The organism is Collinsella sp. AF18-8LB (genome assembly GCF_003459795.1).
GTDB lineage: Bacteria > Actinomycetota > Coriobacteriia > Coriobacteriales > Coriobacteriaceae > Collinsella.
In genome coordinates this window covers 35,805-58,480 of record NZ_QRWU01000010.1, presented here as the reverse complement: position 1 = coordinate 58,480, position 22,676 = coordinate 35,805, and the positions used below count along the sequence as shown (strand labels likewise).

Sequence of the window (22,676 nt, the reverse complement as noted above, 5' to 3'; positions counted from 1 at the left end):
GCGCGAGCTCGCCTGCTGGGTGTGGGCGGTCGGCCTCATGGCAGAGGAGGCATAGGGGGGCGGTCCCCCGAACATAAGCCAGTCACCCCGGAAGCGGTTCGATCCGAAGCCGTTGAGGCGAACCTCAGGTCCCTTTTCTGCGAGCGCCCAGGGCGCCACACGCGTGCACAGACTGTCGGTTCGACGTAGAAGCCTCAGCCGTAGCAACGGATTGCCCAGCGAGAGATCGCCACGGGCGGATATTAAACTGCAAAGACGAGCGTCGGTAAGACACGCCGAGGTCGCCGCGGACGGGTTGATATAGGGAGAGGGCCTGACCCCATATCGTTGGGGCCAGGCCCGATTTTGCCTCTTGACAATGTCCTGCTCATATTAAAAGGAACGTCCCCAAGTGCCGCCCCCATGTGCCAGCGACAACGGCAACGCCGATGTTTTGGCAATGTCAGCGAGCGGGCCGCATTTGAGACAAGGTGACGTGAAACGAAAGGGCGCTGACCTTTTGGTCGCGCCCCTGAAGTTGAACGTCAGATTGTCCAAATGCGGCCCGCGCAGCGTCGGCCGGTCCGCCGTTCGGTAGAACGGCGGAACCTCCTAGCCACCGAGATAGGCCTTGCGGACGTTATCGTCGTGCAGGAGCTCTTGGCCGGTGCCGGTCATGGTGATCTTGCCGGTCTCGAGCACGTAGCCGCGCGTGGCGATGGAAAGCGCCATCTGCGCGTTCTGCTCGACCAGGAGCACCGTGGTGCCGGCCTTGTGCAGGTCCTCGACAATCTGGAAGATCTGCTCGATCAGAATCGGTGCCAGGCCCATGGAGGGCTCGTCGAGCATGAGCAGCTTGGGGTTGCTCATAAGGGCGCGGCCCATAACGAGCATCTGCTGCTCGCCGCCCGAAAGGGTGCCGGCAACCTGGCGGCGGCGCTCCTTAAGGCGCGGGAACTGCTCGTAGACGCGCTCAAGACCCGGAGCCACCGTGGACTTGGGCTGCGTATAGGCGCCCATCTCCAGGTTTTCCTCAACCGTCATCTGCAAAAAGGCGCGACGGCCTTCGGGCACCTGGGCCAGGCCCTTGCTCACCAGCTTGTCGGCGGGCGCGTGGGTAATGTCCTCGCCCATAAACTTGATGGAACCGGTCTTGGAGCGCAGCAGGCCCGAGACGGTCTTAAGCGTCGTGGACTTGCCGGCGCCGTTGGCGCCGATCAGGGCCACGATCTCGCCCTCGTTGACGTTAAAGGAGATGTCCTTGATGGCGTGGATGGCGCCGTACCAGACGTTGATGTTGTAGACGGAAAGCATCGGCTCTGCCATTTAGTTCTCCCCCTTATCCTGCTTGCCCAGATACGCCTCGATAACGGCGTCGTTGTTCTGGATTTCCTCGGCCGTGCCCTTGGCGATGACCTTACCAAAGTTGAGCACGCAGATGCCCTCGCAGATGTTCATGACGAGCGACATATCGTGCTCGATGAGCATGATGGCGATGCCAAAGGTGTCACGGATCTTGACGATATTCGCCATGAGCTCCGCGGTCTCGGACGGGTTCATGCCGGCGGCAGGCTCGTCGAGCAGCAGCAGCTTAGGGTTGGTAGCAAGCGCGCGGACGATCTCCAGACGACGCTGGGCGCCATAAGGCAGCGAGCCGGCCTGCTCGTTTGCAAGGTGCTCCATATCAAAAATGGACAGCAGCTCCATAGCGCGCTCATGGGCGGCCTTCTCATGCTTCCAATACGTCGGCAGGCGCAGCACGCCCTCAAAACCGGAGTAGCGCTCCTGGTTGTGCAGGCCGACCTTAACGTTGTCCTCCACCGTCATGGTGTTGAACAGGCGGATGTTCTGGAAGGTACGGGCGATGCCCATGCGGTTGACCTGGTAGACGGACTTACCCGAGGTATCCTCGCCGTCGAGCAGGATGGTGCCGTGCGTGGGCTGGTACACCTTGGTGAGCAGGTTGAAGACCGTGGTCTTACCGGCGCCGTTGGGGCCGATCAGACCGGCGATCTCGGTCTTGCCAATGGTCAGGCTAAAGTCGTCGACCGCCTTAAGGCCGCCAAACTCAATGCCCAAGTGGATGCACTCGAGCGCCGGGCGCTGGCCCAGGTCGCGGTCGGGAACGATGGCGCCAGAAGGATACGGGACCATCTTGCCCTTGTTGAACTCAAACTTACTGGGCATCGGCTGCCACCTCCTTCTTGGGAGCAAGGCGGTCCTTAACGCGACCGAAGAACGCCTTGAGCTGCGGGTTGTTGGTAAAGACCATGACCAGGATCAAAACGATGGCATAGATGAGCATGCGATAGTCCGAGAACTGACGGAGCAGTTCGGGAAGCACCGTGAGCAGCGCCGCCGCGATGACAGAACCGCGCATGTTGCCCAGGCCGCCCAAGACCACGAACACCAGAATGAGGATGGACGTGTTGAAGTCAAACTTGGTGGCGGAGAGCTGCGAGAAGTTACCGCCGAACAGGGCGCCTGCAGCACCGGCGAGGGCGGCAGAAACCACGAAGGCGATCATGCGGTACTGGGTGACGGAGATGCCTACGGACTCGGCAGCGATCTTGTTGTCGCGCACGGCAATGATGGCACGGCCGGTACGGCTACGGACCAGATTGAGCACGATCACGAGCGCGATCATGACCAGGATGGCACCGGCAAGGAAGGTCGAGTAGGTCGACACGCCCGACGCGCCCTGGGCGCCCTTGATGATGGCGGTGCCGTCCTCGAGCAGATGAAGGTCGTCGATCGTGGAGTTGCCCGTGATGTTAAAGATCACGTGAAGGCCGCGGGAATCGACGCCCACGATAAGGCAGGTGACGATCTCTTTGATGATTTCGCCGAAGGCCAGGGTCACGATGGCCAGGTAGTCGCCGCTCAGGCGAAGAACCGGGATACCGATCAGGAAGCCCATAATGGCAGCAGCGACAGCGCCGACCACGATGCTGATGATAAGACGCACCGGATCGGAGGGAACGGCGCTCTCGAGGGCAACGGCGGTGACGATACCCGTATAGGCGCCGACACTCATAAAGCCCGCATGGCCCAGCGAAAGATCGCCCGCGATGCCGACGACGAGGTTAAGCGAGATGGCCATGACGATATAGGCCGTGATGGGAACCAGCTGACCGGCGATCATGCGCGGGATCATATGGTTGGACTGCATAAAGAACACGATGGCGAATGCCACGATGCACATGGCGTACGTGACAAAGTCGTGACGCGTCTGCTTGTCTTTAAGGAACTTCATAACGCTCACCTACACCTTCTCGGGGACGTACTTGCCCAAGAGGCCGGCAGGCTTGACGAGCAGGACGATGATCAGAACGCCAAAGACGATGGAGTTGGCAAGGCTCGTGGAAATGTAGGCCTGTGCCATTGCCTCGATGATGCCGATAAGAATGCCGCCGACAAAGGCGCCGGGGATGGAGCCGATGCCACCGAAGACGGCGGCGTCGAAGGCTTTGATGCCAGGCATGGCGCCCGTCGTGGGCTGCAGCACCGGCGAGTAGGAGCACAGCAGCACGCCGGCGATGGCGGCAAGGGCAGAGCCGATGGCAAACGTCATCGAGATGGTGCGGTTGACATTGATGCCCATGAGCTGAGCGGCGGCCTTGTCCTCGGACACGGCGCGCATGGCCTTGCCCATCTTGGTCTTGCCCGTAAAGAACACCAGGCCGGCCATGATAATCAGGCAAGCGACGATGGTGACGAGCGAGACAGCGCTCACGTTATACTTGGCCAAGAACTCCGGCACCGGGAAGGTGACGAGCGAAGTAAAGTTCTTGGGCGTGGCGCCCCACAGAAGCTGGGCGGCATTCTGCAAGAAATAGGACACGCCGATAGCCGTGATCAGAACGGCCAGCGGGCCTGCCTGGCGCAGCGGCTTATAGGCCAGGCCCTCGATGAGAACACCGAGAACCGTGCAGACCGCACAAGAGAGAATTACAGAAGCCCAGCCCGGGAGGCCGAGATACGACGTGGCGCAGAACGAGACATAGGCACCGACCATGATGACGTCGCCGTGAGCGAAGTTCAGCATCTTGGCGATACCGTAGACCATGGTGTAGCCCAACGCGATGATGGCGTAGACGCTGCCCATGGACAGGCCGTTGACCAGGTATTGGATAAAGACCGTCATGTTCCACATCCCCCTTTCGAATAGGTTTCCAGTTGATGTATGAAACAGGGACGTTACATCGTCCCTAGATACCAAGCAAGCAGGGAAGGCCAAAACCTCCCCTGCTTGGGATCAAAACCGCTCTATGTAAGGCGGTCTATTAGGCCTGTACGTACTTGCCGTCGGTGATGACGTACGCCGTGGGGTCCTTCTGGACCTGGCCCTTGTCATTCCAGGAAAGCTTGCCGGTCAGACCGTCAACGGTGATCTTGAGCATAGCCTCGGGCAGCTTCTCGGCGACCTCGGTGGGGTCGGCGTCGACGCCCAAGCCGGCCTCCTTAAGAGCCTCGACCACAGCGTGCACGCCGTCGTAGGCGTCGGCGGCAAACTGGTCGGGGGTATCGCCGTACTTATCCTTGTAGGCGTTAACGAAGTCGGCGTTCTTCTCGTCGTCGGCGGAGAACGGGGTCATGAGCAGCAGGCCCTCGGCAAGGGAGGTGTCGAAGCCCTCCACGCCCAGGATGCCGTCCATGCCGTCGCAGCCCATCATCTTGACGTCGTAGCCCATGTCCTTGGCGTTCTTGAGCAGGACGGACGCCGGCGTGTAGTAGATCGGCGCGAAGATCATGGTGGCGCCGGCCTGCTTGGCCTTGGTCAGCTGGTTGGTAAAGCTCGTTGCGGAGTCGTCCTTAAAGGTCTCCTCGTCAACGATCTCGAGCTTGGACTCAGCGGCCTGAGCCTTAAAGGAATCCGCGATACCCGAAGAATAGGCGTCGCCGGAGTTATAGAACAGAACGAACTTCTCGTCCGCATACTTCTGGGCCAGGAACTTGGCAGCGTTGACGCCCTGGTTGGGGTCGGTGAAGCAAACCTGGAAGACGCAATCCTTGCCGTCGGTAACGTCCTCGGAGGACGCGGACGGGGTGATCATGAACGTCTTGGGGTCGTTACCGCACTCGGCGGCAACGGCAACCGACGCACCCGTGGTGGTCGGGCCGACGAGGGCCTGCATGCCCCAGTCGAGCAGGGTATTGAAGGCGTTGACGGCCTTCTCGCCGTCGGCCTGGTCGTCCTCGGCCTTGCTGACAAGTGGCAGCTCTTTGGTCGAGAAATCCTTGCAGCCAAGCTCGACGCCCTGGGTAACGGACTTGCCGTAGGACGCGGCAGCACCGGTCAGCGGGCCGATGGTGCCGATCTTAAACGAGGCGTCGCTCGAAGCGGAACCGCTATCGCCGCCGTTGGAGGAGCAGCCAGCTAGAATAGACATCGCCCCCAGACCTGCTGCGCTCGCGATAACGCTCCTGCGATTCATAACAGGGTTCAATGACTTACCGGTGAGGCTCGACATGCGGCTCTCCTCTCAAATCTCGTCGGGTTTCGGTTACCCGACAGGCCATCCTTCGCCGTGTTCGGCGTTCGCAAAATAGTAGACGCTTTAGTTAGGAAAAGTGGCGATTATTTCAACTTTTCTTATACCTCAGATTTTTATCCATATTTCTGCGTATTTTTGCCGCTTTATGCATATCTGCCACTTTATTGTGTAAAAGTAATGTTTCCATTCTGTTACAAGCATCCTCGCCCTGAATAAAAGAGCCTCACCGGTTGCGTTTTATACGCTCTTAGGCGGCGATGTACTTGCCGTCCTGAATCACATAGGCCGTAGCGGGCTTTTCGACCTGGCCCTCGTCGTTCCAGGTGAGCTCGCCGGTCAGGCCATCGATCTTGATCTTACGCATGGCGCGGGCAAGTTCGGCGGCAATGTCGGCACCGTCGGCCGTCGTGTCAATGCCGGCCTTGTCGATAGCCTCGGCGATCGCGTGGACGCAGTCGTAGGCGTCGGCGGCAAACTGGTTGGGGGTCTCGTCGTACTCCTCCTTATATGCCTTGACAAAGTCGGCGTTCTTCTCGTCGTCGGCGGAGAAGGGCGTCATGAGCAGCACGCCCTCGGCAAGCGAGGTATCGAAGCCCTCCACAGAGAGCAGACCGTCCATGCCGTCGGTGCCCATGAGCGTCATGTCGTAGCCCATGTCCTTGGCGTTCTTGAGCAGGACGGACGCCGGCGTGTAGTAGATCGGCGCAAAGATGAGCGTGGCGCCGGCCTCCTTGGCCTTGGTCAGTTGATTGGTAAAGCTCGTGGAAGAGTCGTCCTTAAAGGTCTCGGTGTCGACGATATCGAGCTTGGACTCCTTGGCCTGCTCGGCAAAGGCGTCGGCAACGCCCGAGCTGTACGTATCGCCGGAGTTGTAGAACAGGGCGATCTTGGCGTCTGCGTACTTCTCGGCCAAAAACTTCGCGGCACTCGTGCCCATGGTGGGGTCGGTGAAGCAGACCTGGAAGACCGTGGTCTTGTCCTTGGTGACATCGAGCGACGAGGCGGAAGGCGTGACCATGAGCATGTCGTCGGCAATCTCACCCGAGACGGCAACGGCGGCACCGGTGGTGACGGGGCCGACGAGCGCCTGCATGCCCCAGTCGCACAGGGTATTGAAGGCGTTGATGGCTTTCTCGCCGTCGGCGACGTCGTCCTCGGACTTAAGCGAGAGCTTGAGGTCCTTGGTCGAGAAATCCTTTACGGCGAGCTTGGCGCCCTTCTCGACCGAGACGCCATAGGTGGCCGCGGCACCGGTCAGAGGACCGATGACGCCGATCTTGAAAGACTTGCCGTCATCGGCAGACCCATCGTCCGAGCCACCCGAGGAGCAGCCGGCAAGTGCGACGGTGCTGCCGAGCGCGGCGGCGCCGGCGAGGAAGTTCCTACGGCTGAGCGTGCTGTTGATGTTGAACATGGTGTCCCCCTTTTCGCTGGCCGCGGTGCGGCCGTCTTGCGGTACAGGGCAAACCTTATGGCCCAAACGTTGACAATTTGTTACGGGAGTTCGTTTGTAGCGAGCGTGTTTCCAATATTTCCGCAGCGTTTCGGGGGTAGCGTTTTATGCGGCTCCTGTTGCCTGGCAAGCACGCGCCCTTGGTTCACGCTAGAATGCACTCAACCTTAACTGGTCAATCATCCATACAGATGCACGAAGGAGCTATCTATGAGCGAACCCCTGCGCACCGTGAACGTCGGCCTGATCGGCCTGGGAACCGTCGGCGGCGGCGTGGCCCGTCTGATCAAGAGCCACCACGATGAGTACCTGGCCGCCTACGGCATCGACCTTAAGCTGACCCGCGCCTGCGCGCTTGCCTGGGAGCAGGCCGAAGCCGCCGGTATTGAGCGCGAGGCCTTTACGAGCGACTGGCATGATGTCGTCACCGACCCCACCGTCGACATCGTCGTCGAGCTAATTGGCGGCGAGCATCCCGCAACCGAGATCTTCACCACGGCCTTTGAGAACGGCAAGCACGTCGTCTCCGCTAACAAGGCCCTGCTCGGCCGTCACGTCGAGACGCTCGCCGAGAAGGCGCGTGAGTGCGGCGTGCAGATCAAGTGCGAGGCCAGCTGCGGCGGCGGCATCCCCATCGTCAGCACGCTCGAGCACGACCTGGTGGGCAACAAGATCCTGACCATCGCCGGCATCCTCAACGGCACCACCAACTACATCCTGTCGCGCATGGACGCCGAGGGCGCCGATTACGCCGACGTGCTCGCCGACGCGCAGGCCAAGGGCTACGCCGAGGCCGACCCGTCCGCCGACGTCGACGGCTTCGATGCCGCCAGCAAGACGGCCATCCTCGCCTCCATCGGCTTTGGCACCCGTGTGACCACCGACGACGTCTACCAGCAGGGCATCCGTACCATCGGCGCCGAGGACATCGCCCAGGCCCGCGAGCTCGGCTACACCATTAAACTGCTCGGCATCGCCCGCAACACCGACGCCGGCGTCGACGTCCGCGTGCATCCCACGCTGATCCCCGCCGACCACATGCTCGCCAAGGTCAACGGTGCCATGAACGCTGTCTACGTGGTAGGCGACGCCGTGGGCGAGACCATGTTCTACGGTGCCGGCGCAGGCTCCTTCCCCACCGCGAGCGCCGTCGTGGGCGATATCCTGTCGCTCTCCGAGCAAATCAGCCGCGGCGTTGCTCCGCTGCCCGAGATTGAGCCCTATGGTCACAACCTCGCTTTTAAGCCCATGGACGAGCTCCAGACCAAGTACTATGTGCGTCTGAAGGTCGCCGACCGCGTGGGCGCCCTGTCCGAGACGGTCGACATCTTTGCCAAGCACAACATCTCGATCTCGCTCATCAACCAGGTCGAGGACGGCAAGTCGGGCGTCAGCGATACCTGCTCGGTCATCTTCCTGACGCACCGCGCGCTCGAGAAGGACGTCCAGGCTGCCGCCGCCGAGCTTGCCAGCGTCGACTGCGTGGCCGAAATCGCCAACGTCCTGCGCATCGAGGACGTCGAGGCCTGGACCGAAGGCGTCATGGCCAACTAGCCCGATTCTCGGCAAATCAAATAACGCATGAGGGGCTCCCATCCGATTGGATGGGAGCCCCTTTTAGTTACATCTTTTGCACGAAGTGGTCGACTAACGTTTGAGCAACTTGACCGTTCATCAACAACCGTGGATACCGTTTACCGATATGCGGCGTCAGCTGTTTTTTGCCGCCACTATGCTGTGCTGCAAGTATCCATGCACATAAGAGAGGAAGCGATATGCTGCTCAAGGGCAAGAAAGCAATCATCACCGGAGGCACGCGCGGAATCGGCTATGCCATCGCCTGCCGTTTTATCGAGGAAGGCGCCGCCGTCACGGTCTTTGGCTCGCGCCAGGAGACTGCCGACGCAGCCGTTGAGAAACTGGCAGCCGCCTATCCCGAGGCCAAGGTTTGGGGCCGCTCCTGCGACCTCACCTCGCTCGAGGCCGTAACTGAGGCCTTTACCCAGGCTGCCGCCGATATGGGCGGCTTGGACACGGTCGTCAACAATGCCGGCATCTCCCAGCGCTCGCCCCTTTTGGACTACACGGCCGAGGAGTTTGCCAAGGTCATGGACCTCAACGTCGTCGCCGTCTTTAACGGCCACCAGGCTGCCGCCAAGATCATGACCGAGGCCGGCCACGGCGGCACCATCACCACCACGAGCTCGATGGTCGCTAAGTACGGTCAGCCCTCCGGCGTTGGCTATCCCACGTCCAAGTTTGCCGTCAACGGCATGGTCCAGTCGCTCTCGCGCGAGCTCGCCCCCATGGGCATTCGCGTCAATGCCGTCGCACCCGGCGTGACCAAGACCGATATGGTCGCCAACCTGCCCGAAGAGGTCATCAAGCCTATCATCACCACCATTCCGCTGGGCCGCATGGGCGAGCCCGAGGATGTCGCCAACGCCTTCGTCTTCCTGGCGAGCGACATGTCCGCCTACGTCACAGGCGCCGTGCTCCCCGTCGATGGAGCCGCCCGCTCCTAAGGGACCACGAGCTTTGGCCCCTGGCCTCAACATAGCTCAACCAAAGAAGGCGCGCTGTCCACATCAACCGCAGACAGCGCGTCTTCTTCTGTTTGAAGGGAAACTGTGTCCCGTTTCGCGTCCGTCCTCAAACGGGAATGCCGCCCCCGCATCAGCGTCGGCTACTTGCCGTCGTCCTCGTCGGCTTCTTCGTGCGCATAAAGCTCCAGCATGCGACGGCGGTACTCGTGCACGGCGAGCTTGGCGCGCTCTAGGCGGCGACGCTCACGCGGGGTGAGCTCGGACGGATCTATCTCGTCGCCATAGGTCTTATCGGCAAGCAGATGCGCCGCATCCACAATGCGCGCATCGATGCGTTCGCTCGCCGCCCGATCAGAAAGGCGCTCGGCAATCGTGTCGAGTGTAGGCAAGCCTTCGAATACGCGACCATGTCCATGCGACGTCAATAGCTCGTGCTCGCGGGCGAGAAGACTTGCCAGGTCGTGATGGGCGCGCAGGATATTGAGCGCATCAGAAGGATGCTCGGCAACCTCCGCCACGGCGGCGACCGGCGCCGCATCGACCACGCGGTAGAAGAGCTGCGCGAGCAGTGGCATCAGGAACACCGTGATGGCGCCGGCTGCCACCATAACCGAAGCGACGCCCTGCGATAATGCGCCGGCATTGACGGCGACGCTCGTCACGGCGACGATGATCGGCAGCGCCGTGGTGCAGTAGAGCGCCACGGTGATGCGACCGTAGGCAGAAACATCGCGCGTCTTAGGGCAGATGCCCATGGAGACAACGATGGGCACGGCACGGATAACCAGCAACGCCACGATAAAGCCCACGAGCAGGCCAGGGCGCGATGCTACAGCCGTCAGGTCGATCTTGGCGCCCGAAACGGTAAAGAACACCGGGATCAAAAAGCCATAGGCAAGGCCATCGAGTTTAAGCTCGAGCGTATGGTTGCCCTCGGGGATGATATAGCGCAGGACAAAGCCCGCGGCAAAAGCGCCCAACACGATATCGAGGCTAAAAATGGCGGAAAACGCCACGAGCGTGACCAGGATGAGCACTGTGAGGCGCACGAACGTCTGAGAAGTCGTATCGGCGCGCTCCTGAATAAAGGCAAAGAAGCGGCTGCCAATACGCTTGGAGCGGCTGGGGACCACGGCAAGCAGCACGCACACCACGGCGAACAGCCCCAAGATCAACAGCGTCTCGACACCCGTACGGGCAGACAGCAGCACCGACATGGCGAGCACGGGCCCGAGCTCGCCCCACGTACCATAGGCAAGAATCGAATCGCCGACACGCGTCCCGGCAAGCGACCGCTCGCGCAAGATGGGCATGAGCGCTCCAAGCGCCGTCGAGGTCAACGCTAGCGTCACGGCGATGCCATCAAAATGACTGACCGAAAACCACGGGGTAAAGCGCACGGCAAGCCAGGCAATACCAAACGTAACGACCCACGTCGCCATGCCGTAACGCCCCTCGATGCCCGTGATGTTCTTGGGATCGATCTCAAAACCGGCAAGCAGGAACAAAAAGGCCAGGCCGAGCTCGGACACGAGCGAGACCTCGGCATCCACATGGATAATGCCGAGCATATGAGGTCCCAGCACCGCGCCAAACACGAGCAAAAAGACCGTCTCGGGAACGGGTTTTCCGGGAATCGCCGAGGCGATGAAGGGACTTGCAAAGGCCACGAGTGCGATGATGGCGAGCGAAACAAATGCCATGTGATGCCTTTCTCTTGTTTGCGCTCCACTGTAGCACCCTCGCCGTCCTCAACGCGCCACGAGCTGTCGTATCATAGTGAGGTTTAAAAGTATGTGGCTCAAGGCGACCGCGAGGCTTGCCCCGCAAACCGACCGCTGGCGCATACCGCACCGTACGCCCAACCGATCAGGAAGGCAGAAACCAATGGTCTCTCGTATCTACGTGGAGAAGAAACCCGGGTTCGACGTCGAGGCTCAGCAGCTCAAGGGCGAGCTGACCGAGATTCTCGGCATCAAGGGCATCGAGGCTCTGAGGATCATCAACCGCTACGACGTCGAGGGCATCGATGAGGAGCTGTTCCGCTCTTGCGTGCCGACCGTCTTTAGCGAGCCCCAGGTCGATGTGACCTACGACGAGCTCCCCGCAAGCGATGGCGCCGTCTTTGCCGTCGAATTCCTGCCTGGCCAGTTTGACCAGCGCGCCGACTCCGCCAGCGAGTGCGTGCAGCTCATCAGCCAGGGCGAGCGCCCCGCCGTGCGCTCCGCCAAGGTCTATATGATCTCGGGCGCCCTGGACGAGGCCGCCATCGATGCCATTAAGCACTACGTGGTGAACCCCGTCGAGGCCCGCATTGCCTCACTCGACCTACCCGAGACGCTGCACATGGAGACCCCCGAGCCTGCGCCCGTCGCGGTGCTTGACGGCTTCCGCGAGCTCGACGAGGCCGGTCTTGCCGCCTTTATCTCCGAGCGCGGTCTTGCCATGGACGAGGCGGACATCGCCTTCTGCCAGCAGTACTTCCGCGATGAAGATCGCGACCCCACCATCACCGAGATCCGCGTGATCGACACCTATTGGTCCGACCACTGCCGCCACACCACCTTCGGTACCGTCCTGGATGACGTGACGATCGACGACGCCGTGGTGCAGCAGGCCTTCGACCGCTACATGGAAATGCGCCACGAGCTCGGTCGCGACGCCAAGCCCGTCTGCCTCATGGATATGGGCACCATCGGCGCCAAGTATCTCAAGAAGACCGGCGTCATGACCGATGTCGACGAGTCCGAGGAGATCAACGCCTGCACCGTCAAGGTAAAGGTCGATGTTGATGGTGAGGACCAGGACTGGCTGTTCCTCTTTAAGAACGAGACCCACAACCACCCGACCGAAATCGAGCCCTTCGGCGGTGCCGCCACCTGCGTGGGCGGCGCCATCCGTGACCCGCTCTCGGGCCGCAGCTATGTGTACCAGGCCATGCGCGTCACCGGCGCCGGCGACCCCACCGTCCCGGTTTCCGAGACGCTCGAGGGCAAGCTCCCGCAGCGCAAGCTCGTGACCACCGCCGCCGCCGGCTACTCCAGCTACGGCAACCAGATCGGCCTTGCCACCGGTCAGGTCAACGAACTCTATCACCCCGGCTACGTGGCCAAGCGCATGGAGGTCGGTGCCGTCGTGGGCGCTACCCCGGCAAACCACGTGCGTCGCGAGTGCCCCGCCCCCACCGACAAGATCATCCTGCTGGGCGGCCGCACCGGCCGTGACGGCATCGGCGGCGCCACCGGCTCCTCCAAGACCCAGAACACCGAGTCCATCGAGACTTCGGGTGCCGAGGTCCAGAAGGGCAACGCCCCGGTCGAGCGCAAGCTGCAGCGCCTGTTCCGACGCGGCGACGCCTGTCGCTTGATCAAGCGCTGCAACGACTTTGGCGCCGGCGGCGTCTCGGTCGCCGTGGGCGAGCTTGCCGACGGCCTGTATGTCGACCTCGATACCGTGACCAAGAAGTACGACGGCCTGGACGGCACCGAGCTCGCCATTTCCGAGTCCCAGGAGCGCATGGCTTGCGCCGTCGCCGACGGTGACGTCGAGGAGTTCATGGGCTACGCCGCCGAGGAGAACCTGGAAGCGACCGTTATCGCCGAGGTTACCGCCAAGCCGCGCATGCGCATGGCCTGGAACGGCGTCGCCATCGTCGACCTGTCCCGCGAGTTCCTCAACTCCAACGGTGCGCCCAAGCACCAGGCCGCCCACGTCTGCGCCCGCAGCGTGTGGCAGCCCAGCTGGGCCGGCACCACGCTTGCCGAGCGTATGACCTCGCTCGTCACCGATCTTAACGTCGCCTCCAACAAGGGCCTTTCCGAGCGCTTCGACTCCACCATCGGCGCCGCCACCGTGCTCATGCCCTTTGGCGGCAAGACGCAGCTCACCCCGAGCTCTGCCATGGTCGCCAAGTTCCCCGTGGACGGCGAGACCACCACGGCGAGCGCCATGGCATGGGGCTTCAACCCCTACCTGATGGAGGCCGACCAGTTTGCAGGTGCCTACCTGTCCGTAGTCGAGTCCATCGCCAAGCTCGTCGCCGCCGGTTTTGAGCACAAGCGCGCCTACCTCTCCTTCCAGGAGTACTTCGAGCGCCTGCGCACCGAGGCCGAGCGCTGGGGCAAGCCCATGGCAGCCGTTCTGGGTGCTCTTATGGCCCAGGTCGATCTGGGTGCCGGCGCCATCGGCGGCAAGGACTCCATGAGCGGCTCGTTTGAGGACGAGGCCGGCGAGCTCAACGTTCCGCCGACCCTCATCAGCTTCGCCGTGGCCGTGGGTCGCGCCGCCCGCGCCACATCGCCCGAGTTCAAGGGCCTTACGCACCGCGTCGTCCGCATCGCCCCCGCCACCTATGGCGAAGACTACCGCCCCGATGCCCAGCAGCTGCTCGCCGCGTTTGACGCCGTCGAGGCGCTCACCGCCACCGGCGACGCCCTGGCCATCTCCACGCCCGGCTACGGCTGCGGCGCCGAGAGCCTCTTTAAGATGTGCGTCGGCAACCAGATCGGCATCGAGCTTGCCGAGGACGTGGACGTGGAGAGCCTCTTCACCCCGCTCTACGGCAGCTTTATCGTCGAGCTCGCAGAGGATGCCGAGCTGCCCGAAGTCGCCGACGGCGTTGTCGTCGAGCCCCTGGGCACCACCGTCGAGGGCTATGTCATCGACACCGGCTCCGAGGTCATCGAGCTCTCCGAGCTCCAGGAAGCCTGGGAGAGCGGCATCGAGGGCGTCTTTGCCTACCGCAGCACCAGCGAGCAGCCCGAGGCCGAGACCATTGACTATCGCGCCAAGGACATCCATGTGTACGGCGGCGCCAAGATCGCCCGCCCGCGCGTGATTATCCCCGTCTTCCCCGGCAACAACTGCGAGTACGACAGCGCCCGTGCCTTCCGCGCCGCCGGTGCCGAGGCCGACACCTTCGTGATCAACAACCTCACGCCCGAGGCCGTTGCCGAAAGCACCCACGAGCTTGCCCGTCGCATCCGCCAAAGCCAGATCGTCATGATCCCCGGCGGCTTCTCGGGCGGTGACGAGCCCGACGGCTCCGCCAAGTTCATCACGGCGTTCTTCCGCGCTCCCGAGGTCACCGAGGCTGTCCGCGACTTGCTCAAGGCCCGCGACGGCTTGATGCTGGGCATCTGCAACGGCTTCCAGGCCCTGGTCAAGCTCGGCCTGGTGCCCTACGGCGATATCGTCGACGCCACGCCCGACGCGCCCACGCTGACGTTCAACACCATCGGCCGCCACCAGAGCCGTCTGGTGCGCACCCGCATCTCGTCCAACCTGTCCCCGTGGTTGTCGCAATGCAGCCTGGACGACCCCTACACCGTCGCCATCAGCCACGGCGAGGGCCGCTTTGTCGCCAATGACGAGGTGCTCGCCCAGCTGATCGCCAACGGCCAGGTCGCCACGCAATACGTGGACGAGGACGGCAAGCCCAGCATGGATCTTTCCGTCAACCCCAACGGCTCCGCACTCGCCATCGAGGGCATCACGAGCCCCGACGGCCGCGTCCTGGGCAAGATGGGCCATGCCGAGCGTCGCGGCGACAACCTGTACCGCAACGTTCCCGAGCATGTACCCGGCGATAAGTTCATGCCGATCTTTGAGAGCGGCGTAGCCTACTTCGCCTAAAGACGTTCCCATCGGGTACAATCCCCTCGGGTAACGACGCCCGCCGCCGGCACCTCCGGTGGCGGGTTCTTTTTTGCTTCGCGCATACAGGAAGGACATCATGGAAAGCCGCAAGCCGCATCTCGCCACCCTGCCCGGACTCATTCTGGGCTGCCTTATCTGCTGTGCGCTCTGGGGATCGGCTTTCCCCTGCATCAAGATCGGTTACGAGCTCTTTGGCATCCCCGCACACGATAGTGCCTCGCAGCTGCTCTTTGCAGGCTTGCGCTTCACGCTTGCCGGCGCCCTGGTCATCGTTGGGATGAGCGCGGCGAAGCGCCGCCCACTCATCCCGCAGGCTCGCGACGTCAAGCCCATCTTTGTCTTGTCGATTTTCCAGACGATCGGTCAGTACTTCTTTTTCTACCTGGGACTCTCGCGCGCCAGCGCCATGTCGAGCTCCATCATTGAGGCCAGCGCCAACTTCCTCGCAATCCTCTTTGCCGCTCTGGCGTTTCACACCGAGAAGCTCGATACAGCCAAGGTGCTTGGCTGCGTGTTGGGCTTTGCCGGTGTAGCGCTCGTCAACCTTTCGGGCGCGGATGGCACCTTTGGCTTTGCGCTCGACGGCGAGGGCTTTATCCTGGCTTCCACCGTTGCGGGCGCCCTGTCGACCTGCCTCATTGGCATTTTCTCGCGCGAGCATGACGGCGTTTTACTCGCCGGCTGGCAGTTTTTAGTCGGCGGTCTGGTCCTTACCGCCATCGGGCTTTTGATGGGCGGCGCGCTATCCCCCACCAAAATCGTCCCCGCCATCGCGCTCATCATATATATGGCACTCATTTCCGCCGTCGCATACTCGCTGTGGTCTCGCCTGCTCGCCGTCAACCCCGTCAGCCGCGTTTCGGTCTTTGGCTTTATGAACCCGGTCTTTGGCGTAGCGCTAAGCGCGCTGCTGCTCGGCGAGGGTGCTGGCACAAGCCCCGTTACCGTCATTGTGGCCCTGTTCCTGGTCTGCGGCGGCATCATCATTGTCAACAAACCTAAACAGGCCTAACAAGCCAGGCCCTTGCATATGCCGCACCTGCAGCGGACATTCGCGTGGTCGCTTTTTTCTAGCGTATCTGGACGCCGGCTTTTTTCTTCTCGTGCTTTACGCGGTAGAGCTCCGCATCGGCAGCGCGAAGCAAATCTTACCAGGTATCGACACCATCACCCATCCGTGCGTAGCCGATAGACATCCGCAACAGATACGGCACCTCGGTACGCGCGAGCTCGTCGTTGATTGCCTCGCACAGGCGCATGATGTCCTGCTCTGCTATCGCCTTTTGGAGCACTACGAACTCATCGCCGCCATAACGTGCGATAAAGCCACCAGACGCCGAGCAGACATCTTTGGGCGCGGTGGAGATGAGCTGAAGAGCGCGGTCACCCTCCACATGTCCGTAGCGATCATTAATCTGCTTAAAGCCATCAGCGTCCATCATGAGCAGATACACATCGCCCGTATGATCCGCATTCGAGAAGAGCGACAGCATATAGGTCTCAAATCGGTTTCGATTGTTGAGGCCAGTCAACGGATCGGTCGAGATCAGCTGCTCCTGGCAGACGATGTAGAGCAGCAGCATGCTAATCATTATGCCGACACAAAGCCCGGGCACCGAAAACACGACCTGAAAGGTGCCGCCCACCAGGACCGGAATGGCGAAAAATGCCAAGGTTCGATAGATGGCCTTCTTTTGTAGACTCTCGACCCTGCGCGATTGCACAAACGCGTGCAGGGACGTATGAATAACGTAGCAGTAGCTGACGATGGGCTGGATCATATAGGCAAAGCAGCGATGATACACGCCCTGCGCATCGATATAGAACAGGGCGTGCGTCCAGCAGCTCGTAAACGCCAGCACGACCACCAGCACCGTAGGCAACGTTACGAGCGCCACCTTATAGCGCGCGGTCAAAAGGCGAGAGCCCTGCACTGTCTCGGAATAGATAAACCAAATGAGGCACGCGATGGCAAAGAGTGAAAACGAAACCGCGTTGGAAATCCAGTTGGCGGCAATGCCCAGCGTGCCGTCCACACCATCCGAGAGCGTCCAGATCATATCGAATAATATTTACGCGGCAGAGGTATAGCCGAGCATGCTAAACAATAGCTGCTGGGTACTCGAGAATAAAGAGCGACGGCTTCGCGCGGCAAGCCCGATAAGAACAATCATGCAGAGCAGGAATATCTCAATCTTGAGTGCCTTAACCACTAGACGCCATCCCTTCAATATCCAAGTGGCCAGAATCTCCCGAATCGTGCCTGGGAAATAAACACCCCCTATTCCGTAGGGGTAAAGGGAGTCATAGCAGAGCGTCCGAACATTACTGCAAGACAGCTTCCGTTCGGACGCTCGAGCGGCGCGAATTGCGCGCCGGCATCATTGATGAATGATGATTGCTACTCGCCATAGATGTCGGTCGCGACGGCTTCCTCGATGGCCTCGACACCGGCGGACGGCAGGTCCTCCTTGCCCTGGCAGAACTTCTTATCGACCCAGCCAGTAAGAATCGGAGCCATGATCGCCGTGATGATAACAGCGGTGGCGATCTGGGCGTACGCGGCGGGCGCAAGCTCTGCATAGCGCGGCGCCACCTCGGCAAGAGCAACCGGCGTGGTCATAGCCGTGCCGGCGATGGTGGAGCAAGCCACGGCGGCCTTGCCGTTACCACCGCACAGGCGCTCGAACGCAAAGGTGATGGGACCGACGACAAACAACGTAACAAGGCCCAGCAAGATGCCGGAAATGCCACCAGTGACAAAGCTCGACAGGCTCATGGATGCACCAAGCTGAAATCCGATGACGGCAATCGCGGGATTGGTGCCGGGAACCAGCAGGTTCTTTATGAACGGGAAGAGGTTGCCCAAAACCATACCGATGACAAGCGGCAGGATGGAGCCGACGATGGTGCCCAGCGGGATGTTAGCAAGACCAGAAACGCCCAGGATGATCATGGTGACGGCGGGGCCGGCCGTAAAGAACAGGATGCCCACGGCGCCCTGCTCGGACTCATCGCCAAACTCGCCCATGATGCCCGTATAGAGCGCCATGTTGCAGAAGGTGATGCCGCCGATAATGGAGACCGAGCTCAGGCCCAAAAAGTTGTCGTTAAAGAAATACGCAACGCCCAGGCCCAGCGCGGCTGCCACCACAAGCTTAGGGATCAGTACGACGACGCCGGTCTTGATAGCGCCCGGCGTGGACTTAAAGCTGATGCCGGCACCCACGAAGAGCAGGATCGCGGCGACGATGGTATTGGAACCGCCGCGACAGGCGGCGGTAAAGAAGCCACCGATCTCGAAGACCTGCGGGCAGAAGGTATTGAGCAAAAGACCGACGATCATCGGGTAGATCATGATGTCGCCCGGGATTCGCGGTACTTTGAATTTCTTTTGCTCGTTGGCGGTCGCTTCCTGTGCCATGAAACCCCCATTTCCGTTGACGGGACACAAAAGCCCACGTCATACTTTGCTACAGTAAAGTTTGACCATGGTACCAGAAGAAGCAGACAGGCTCGGTGAGAAATTCGATTCGCAAAGTCGAGACGGTAAACGCGCCCTGCTCTTATACGAGGCTCAAAACGATATAGAGCACGATGCCCGAGACGCAGCACCACAGCATCGACTTTGTCTTGATTGCCACCGCCACGACGCCGGCAGATGCGATCCAGGGAATCAAGCCCTGCCACAAGCCGGCATCGAAAGCGCCGGGGCTTATCAGGTCGTTAGCGACTAGCGCCGCAAAGGCAGCGGGCGGAATATAGCCCAAGGCCTCGGTAACGCGGAGTGAAAGCGTTCTCCCACGCAAAGCAAACGCCGGGGCAATGCGGAAAAACGCGATGGCCGCCCACGACGAAAGCCACAGGACCAAAAACTCGTTAACGGGCATCGCGAGCACCCCTTCCTTCGGCGAGGGCATCGCACACGAGCGCCGCGGCAACGCCGACGAGTACGCTTACCGGCACGGCAACATTCGTCCACCCCAAGAACTTGCATACGGCGACGGATGCCGCAGCCAAAACGGCAGCTACGGCATTGCCACGCGACAGTCGCTGCGAAAAGAGCAGGCAGATAAAGAGCGATGTGCAGACAAAACTTGCAAGAGCGGTGGGGACATCGACAACGGCACCGACAACGGCGCCCATTGTGCACGAGACGCCCCATGTTGCGATGAGAATCACGTTGAGCGCAAAGGACTCGCGCGGACCCCAATCTTGCCCCTCAATCAACTTGGCAAGCGAGATGCCATATGCCTCCTCGGTGAGCGTCGCGGCAACGGCCAGCGTCTGACGCTTCGAGGCGCCCGCCAGATGCGGTGCGATCGATGCCGAGTAAAGTGCAAAGCGCGAGGAGATTGCGGCGACGCTAGCGACGATCGATGCCGCAGGCACGCCCGCCAGCCACAGGTTGCAGACCATAAACTGTCCGCAGCCCGTCACAAACGTGCTGCTCAGGGCAAAAACCATCCATGGTTCCATCCCCGCCTGCGCCATAATCATTCCGCACGGCGCACCTATCGCAACATAGGTAAGCATCACCGGCCAGACGGTTTTTAAGATCTTGAGCACCATAACGTTCCTCGTCCCGACAAGCTGTCCGAGCCGCATTCAACGACACGGCAGAATCATCGCCCGGCAGCAACCGACATCACCTACAATTGCCACCGGATCGAAATATACAGAAAGACACAACTTTTTAGGAAGTCATTATGACAGCTATCGATCGTGTGCGGGCAGCTGCGGCCTTTAAGACCTATACCGATGCCTACGATGCCGCCAATCCACGTATCGCACTCAAAATCGAGCATACGTACCATGTTGCCGAGGCATGCGATGCCGTGGCACGTAAACAGGGTTGGTCACCGCAGGACATTGACCTGGCGTGGCTGTGCGGACTGCTGCACGATATGGGTCGTTTTGAACAGCTGCGGCGCTGGGACACCTTTAAGGACGCCGAGAGCATGAGCCATGCGGCGTTGGGCATCGAGGTCCTCTTTGGCGAGAGTCCCGCCGATGCACCCGCCGTAACGAGCATCCGCGACTTTATCGATGACCCGGCAGAAGATGAGCTCATCCGAGCGAGCATTGCCTATCACAGTGATTTCCGTCTACCCGCGCAGCTCGACGAGCGCACGCGGAGCTTCTGCGATATCGTGCGCGATGGCGACAAGATCGACATTATGCGCACCATCGCCGACAGCACCGTCGACACTATCCTCAAAGTGGATGAGGACGCGTTTGTAGCCAGTCGCTTCTCGGCACCGACGCTTGCCGCCTTTGACGAGCACCGCTGCGTCGCACGCGATGAACGCAACGAGCCCGCAGACTACCTGGTGGGACTCATCTGCTTTATGTTTGAGCTCGTCTATCCGACAAGCCGTGCGCTGGCGCGCGAGCAAGGCGATATCTATCGCCTGCTCGACGCGCCCTTTGGCATTACGCGACCCTTTATCGACCCCACCACGCAGGCAACCTGGAGCCGCCTTAAGGACGAGCTGCGCCGCTGGCTGGCAAGCGCTTAGCACTCGAGCTGAGCCAGCAACTCCTCAACGACCTCGACGGCGTTTCCAACAACCTTGTACTGGGCGGCGCCAAAGATGGGGGCATCCGGGTCCTCATTGATGGCGATAATGCACTCCGCCCCACCGATGCCGGCGAGATGCTGGATAGCACCCGAGACACCGATGCTCACGAGGAGCTTGGGCGAGACCGATACACCCGTCTGGCCAATTTGATGGCGATACTCCAGCCAGCCGGCCTCCACCACGGGGCGCGTGCAGCCAAGCTCGGCACCCAGAGCCTCGGCAAGCTTTCGCATCAGCGGTAGGTTTTTCTTGGAGCCAATGCCGCGGCCCACCACGACCAGACGCTCGGCATCGGCAATTGAGGCCTGCTGTCCCCACTCCTCGGCGGGAATCGAGATCTCGACACGGGCCTTAACGTCCTCCGCAAGCATCACCTGGGCAATCGTGCCGGAACGGCCGTAGTCGAAGTCGGGAGCCTTAAAGATGCCGGGGCGCACCGTTGCCATCTGCGGACGGTGGTTGGGGCAAATGATGGTGGCCATCAAGTTGCCGCCAAACGCCGGGCGCGTCTGCTGCAGCAAGCCCGTCTCCGCATCCATCGAAAGCACGGTGCAGTCGGCCGTAAGGCCCGTCTGCAAACGCACGGCAACGCCAGGCGCCAGCTCGCGGCCAAAGGCGGTCGCACCGTACAGAATGGCCTCGGGCTTGCGCTCTGCCACCAAATCGCAGATCAGGCGGGCGTAGACCTCCGCGTCGTTCTGGCGCAGACGCTCGTCGCGACAGACCAGGACCTCGTCTGCACCGGCGTAAACCAGATGCTCCAGGTCACCGAGAGAACCCTCGGGGCCCATACCGACCAGTGCGACCAGACGGCAGCCGCGAGCATCGGCAAGCTCGCGGCCCTTACCCATGAGCTCGTAGGCCACAGGAGCCACGGCGTCGTGTTCGTCAGTCTGCACGAAGACCCAAATGTCTCGATATGCATCAAGGTCCACCGCGCCAGCGGCCTCGTCGCGCTCAATCGAGATAGCGCTGACGGGGCAGGCGTCGACGCACCCGCCGCACAGGATGCAGCCGTCGGTTACGCGGGCGCAACGGTTGGGGCGCTCGCCCTCCACCACAATGCCACCCGAGGCGCAGGCGCGAACGCAGCGGCCACAGCCAACGCAGGCCTCGCTATCGATTATCAGTCCGCTCATCTATGCCATCTCCTCGATAATCTTGGCAAGTTTTACCGCCTGCTCGGACGCCGTTCCCTCAACGGCCTCGCACGTTTGGTCACGGCCGGGCACAAACGAACGCACGACCTGCGTCGGTGATCCGGCAAGGCCGCAACGCGAGGGATCGGCGTTTACGTCGGCAGCGCTAGCCACGCGCACGTCTGCATCCTCGGCCGCGCGAATACCGGCAATACTCGGCATGCGCAGCTGGCCAATCTCCTTGGCGGTCGTCATCGCACACGGCATCTCCAGGTACACCGTCTCCTCGCCGGCATCGCAGCCGTGGACGAGCGCCAGCGAGCCACACGTCGTAAATCCCGCGCTCTGCACACAGCTCACGTCGGTCACGCAGGGGATCTCAAAGGCGCCGGCCAGCTCGGGGCCGATCTGGGCCGTATCGCCGTCCACTGCCATCTTGCCGCAGATGAGCAGGTCAAAGTCCTCATCGAGTGCCTCGATACCGCATTTGAGGGCATAGGTGGTGGCTAGGGTATCGGCACCCGCAAAGGCTCGGTCGGTCAGCAGCAGCGCGTCGTCGGCACCGCGGGCGATGCAGTCGCGCAGCAGCGATTCGGTCGCGGGGATGCCCATCGACACCACCGTCACACGCACGTCCATGCCAAAGCCGATAAAGTCGTCCTTCAGCGCCAGCGCGCATTCCAGAGCGCTTGCATCGAACGGGTTAATGACCGCCTGCTTGCCATCACGCACGATAGTATTGGTTTTGGGGTCCATCTTGACCTCGGTGCTTCCGGGCACCGCCTTGACGCACACCACCATATGGAAATCACTCATCT

The 22,676-nt window shown here is 61.4% G+C and carries 18 protein-coding genes; 5 read left to right on the top strand and 13 right to left on the bottom strand.

The window, feature by feature from the left end:
• Positions 1 to 591 precede the first annotated feature (591 nt).
• The 6 genes from DWX25_RS08485 to DWX25_RS08460 all read right to left on the bottom strand — a co-directional run bounded on the left by DWX25_RS08485 (position 592) and on the right by DWX25_RS08460 (position 6,891).
• Positions 592 to 1,293, bottom strand: a complete 702-nt coding sequence (locus DWX25_RS08485) for an ABC transporter ATP-binding protein (protein ID WP_117807975.1) — start codon at positions 1,291 to 1,293, stop codon at positions 592 to 594.
• A gap of 12 nt (positions 1,294 to 1,305) precedes the next feature.
• Positions 1,306 to 2,166: an ABC transporter ATP-binding protein gene (locus DWX25_RS08480; RefSeq protein WP_006234439.1), complete on the bottom strand. Its 861-nt coding sequence runs from the start codon at positions 2,164 to 2,166 to the stop codon at positions 1,306 to 1,308.
• A complete protein-coding gene (locus tag DWX25_RS08475; protein WP_117807943.1) occupies positions 2,156 to 3,235 on the bottom strand; it encodes a branched-chain amino acid ABC transporter permease in 1,080 nt (359 codons plus the stop codon). Before DWX25_RS08475 ends, DWX25_RS08480 begins: the two co-directional genes overlap by 11 nt.
• Positions 3,236 to 3,244: 9 nt before the next feature.
• Entirely contained in the window at positions 3,245 to 4,126 is an 882-nt protein-coding gene (locus DWX25_RS08470; protein ID WP_117734504.1) for a branched-chain amino acid ABC transporter permease, read from the bottom strand.
• 139 nt (positions 4,127 to 4,265) lie between these two features.
• On the bottom strand, positions 4,266 to 5,453 hold the full coding sequence (locus DWX25_RS08465; protein ID WP_117734505.1) for an ABC transporter substrate-binding protein: 1,188 nt from the start codon (positions 5,451 to 5,453) through the stop codon (positions 4,266 to 4,268).
• 271 nt (positions 5,454 to 5,724) lie between these two features.
• Positions 5,725 to 6,891: an ABC transporter substrate-binding protein gene (locus tag DWX25_RS08460; protein ID WP_117807946.1), complete on the bottom strand. Its 1,167-nt coding sequence runs from the start codon at positions 6,889 to 6,891 to the stop codon at positions 5,725 to 5,727.
• 249 nt (positions 6,892 to 7,140) lie between these two features.
• On the opposite strand from DWX25_RS08460, the gene DWX25_RS08455 reads away from it, so the two are divergent.
• Positions 7,141 to 8,484 (top strand): homoserine dehydrogenase, encoded by a 1,344-nt coding sequence (locus tag DWX25_RS08455; protein ID WP_117763725.1) that lies wholly within the window; start codon positions 7,141 to 7,143, stop codon positions 8,482 to 8,484.
• Between the two features lie 221 nt (positions 8,485 to 8,705).
• Positions 8,706 to 9,455: an SDR family NAD(P)-dependent oxidoreductase gene (locus DWX25_RS08450; protein WP_117734508.1), complete on the top strand. Its 750-nt coding sequence runs from the start codon at positions 8,706 to 8,708 to the stop codon at positions 9,453 to 9,455.
• Between the two features lie 161 nt (positions 9,456 to 9,616).
• Here the strand turns inward: DWX25_RS08450 and DWX25_RS08445 are convergent, their stop codons facing one another.
• Positions 9,617 to 11,179, bottom strand: a complete 1,563-nt coding sequence (locus tag DWX25_RS08445; protein ID WP_117807948.1) for a cation:proton antiporter — start codon at positions 11,177 to 11,179, stop codon at positions 9,617 to 9,619.
• Between the two features lie 184 nt (positions 11,180 to 11,363).
• On the opposite strand from DWX25_RS08445, the gene DWX25_RS08440 reads away from it, so the two are divergent.
• Complete coding sequence (locus DWX25_RS08440; RefSeq protein WP_117807950.1) at positions 11,364 to 15,110, top strand: phosphoribosylformylglycinamidine synthase; 3,747 nt, start codon at positions 11,364 to 11,366, stop codon at positions 15,108 to 15,110.
• 100 nt (positions 15,111 to 15,210) lie between these two features.
• Complete coding sequence (locus DWX25_RS08435) at positions 15,211 to 16,146, top strand: DMT family transporter (RefSeq protein ID WP_117807952.1); 936 nt, start codon at positions 15,211 to 15,213, stop codon at positions 16,144 to 16,146.
• Between the two features lie 136 nt (positions 16,147 to 16,282).
• On the opposite strand, the gene DWX25_RS08430 is transcribed toward DWX25_RS08435, so the two are convergent.
• The 4 genes from DWX25_RS08430 to DWX25_RS08415 form a co-directional block, all read right to left on the bottom strand.
• Positions 16,283 to 17,194 (bottom strand): GGDEF domain-containing protein, encoded by a 912-nt coding sequence (locus tag DWX25_RS08430; protein ID WP_117794335.1) that lies wholly within the window; start codon positions 17,192 to 17,194, stop codon positions 16,283 to 16,285.
• A 341-nt stretch (positions 17,195 to 17,535) separates the two neighbouring features.
• Positions 17,536 to 18,558, bottom strand: a complete 1,023-nt coding sequence (locus DWX25_RS08425; protein WP_117807954.1) for a 2-keto-3-deoxygluconate permease — start codon at positions 18,556 to 18,558, stop codon at positions 17,536 to 17,538.
• A gap of 142 nt (positions 18,559 to 18,700) precedes the next feature.
• Complete coding sequence (locus DWX25_RS08420; RefSeq protein WP_117807956.1) at positions 18,701 to 19,024, bottom strand: AzlD domain-containing protein; 324 nt, start codon at positions 19,022 to 19,024, stop codon at positions 18,701 to 18,703.
• Positions 19,014 to 19,670 (bottom strand): AzlC family ABC transporter permease, encoded by a 657-nt coding sequence (locus tag DWX25_RS08415; RefSeq protein ID WP_255412953.1) that lies wholly within the window; start codon positions 19,668 to 19,670, stop codon positions 19,014 to 19,016. Before DWX25_RS08415 ends, DWX25_RS08420 begins: the two co-directional genes overlap by 11 nt.
• Positions 19,671 to 19,843: 173 nt before the next feature.
• Between DWX25_RS08415 and DWX25_RS08410 the strand changes: the two genes are divergently transcribed.
• Positions 19,844 to 20,656, top strand: coding sequence for an HD domain-containing protein (locus DWX25_RS08410; protein WP_117807960.1), 813 nt, complete (start codon positions 19,844 to 19,846; stop codon positions 20,654 to 20,656).
• Here DWX25_RS08410 and DWX25_RS08405 read toward each other — a convergent pair.
• The gene (locus DWX25_RS08405) at positions 20,653 to 21,858 is read right to left on the bottom strand and encodes an electron transfer flavoprotein subunit alpha (protein ID WP_117763716.1); all 1,206 of its coding nucleotides are present in this window, start codon (positions 21,856 to 21,858) and stop codon (positions 20,653 to 20,655) included. The two genes, DWX25_RS08410 and DWX25_RS08405, sit on opposite strands and share 4 nt — an antisense overlap.
• A complete protein-coding gene (locus DWX25_RS08400; RefSeq protein WP_117807977.1) occupies positions 21,859 to 22,674 on the bottom strand; it encodes an electron transfer flavoprotein subunit beta/FixA family protein in 816 nt (271 codons plus the stop codon).
• Positions 22,675 to 22,676 lie beyond the last annotated feature (2 nt).

Coding starts and splice junctions, on each gene's coding strand:
- DWX25_RS08470 (WP_117734504.1), bottom strand. CDS start 4,126: ATGACGGTCTTTATCCAATACCTGGTCAACGGCCTGTCCATGGGCAGC.
- DWX25_RS08405 (WP_117763716.1), bottom strand. CDS start 21,858: ATGAGCGGACTGATAATCGATAGCGAGGCCTGCGTTGGCTGTGGCCGC.
- DWX25_RS08455 (WP_117763725.1), top strand. CDS start 7,141: ATGAGCGAACCCCTGCGCACCGTGAACGTCGGCCTGATCGGCCTGGGA.
- DWX25_RS08465 (WP_117734505.1), bottom strand. CDS start 5,453: ATGTCGAGCCTCACCGGTAAGTCATTGAACCCTGTTATGAATCGCAGG.
- DWX25_RS08430 (WP_117794335.1), bottom strand. CDS start 17,194: ATGATCTGGACGCTCTCGGATGGTGTGGACGGCACGCTGGGCATTGCC.
- DWX25_RS08445 (WP_117807948.1), bottom strand. CDS start 11,179: ATGGCATTTGTTTCGCTCGCCATCATCGCACTCGTGGCCTTTGCAAGT.
- DWX25_RS08450 (WP_117734508.1), top strand. CDS start 8,706: ATGCTGCTCAAGGGCAAGAAAGCAATCATCACCGGAGGCACGCGCGGA.
- DWX25_RS08420 (WP_117807956.1), bottom strand. CDS start 19,024: ATGCCCGTTAACGAGTTTTTGGTCCTGTGGCTTTCGTCGTGGGCGGCC.
- DWX25_RS08485 (WP_117807975.1), bottom strand. CDS start 1,293: ATGCTTTCCGTCTACAACATCAACGTCTGGTACGGCGCCATCCACGCC.
- DWX25_RS08400 (WP_117807977.1), bottom strand. CDS start 22,674: ATGAGTGATTTCCATATGGTGGTGTGCGTCAAGGCGGTGCCCGGAAGC.
- DWX25_RS08435 (WP_117807952.1), top strand. CDS start 15,211: ATGGAAAGCCGCAAGCCGCATCTCGCCACCCTGCCCGGACTCATTCTG.
- DWX25_RS08440 (WP_117807950.1), top strand. CDS start 11,364: ATGGTCTCTCGTATCTACGTGGAGAAGAAACCCGGGTTCGACGTCGAG.
- DWX25_RS08475 (WP_117807943.1), bottom strand. CDS start 3,235: ATGAAGTTCCTTAAAGACAAGCAGACGCGTCACGACTTTGTCACGTAC.
- DWX25_RS08410 (WP_117807960.1), top strand. CDS start 19,844: ATGACAGCTATCGATCGTGTGCGGGCAGCTGCGGCCTTTAAGACCTAT.
- DWX25_RS08415 (WP_255412953.1), bottom strand. CDS start 19,670: ATGCTTACCTATGTTGCGATAGGTGCGCCGTGCGGAATGATTATGGCG.
- DWX25_RS08480 (WP_006234439.1), bottom strand. CDS start 2,166: ATGCCCAGTAAGTTTGAGTTCAACAAGGGCAAGATGGTCCCGTATCCT.
- DWX25_RS08460 (WP_117807946.1), bottom strand. CDS start 6,891: ATGTTCAACATCAACAGCACGCTCAGCCGTAGGAACTTCCTCGCCGGC.
- DWX25_RS08425 (WP_117807954.1), bottom strand. CDS start 18,558: ATGGCACAGGAAGCGACCGCCAACGAGCAAAAGAAATTCAAAGTACCG.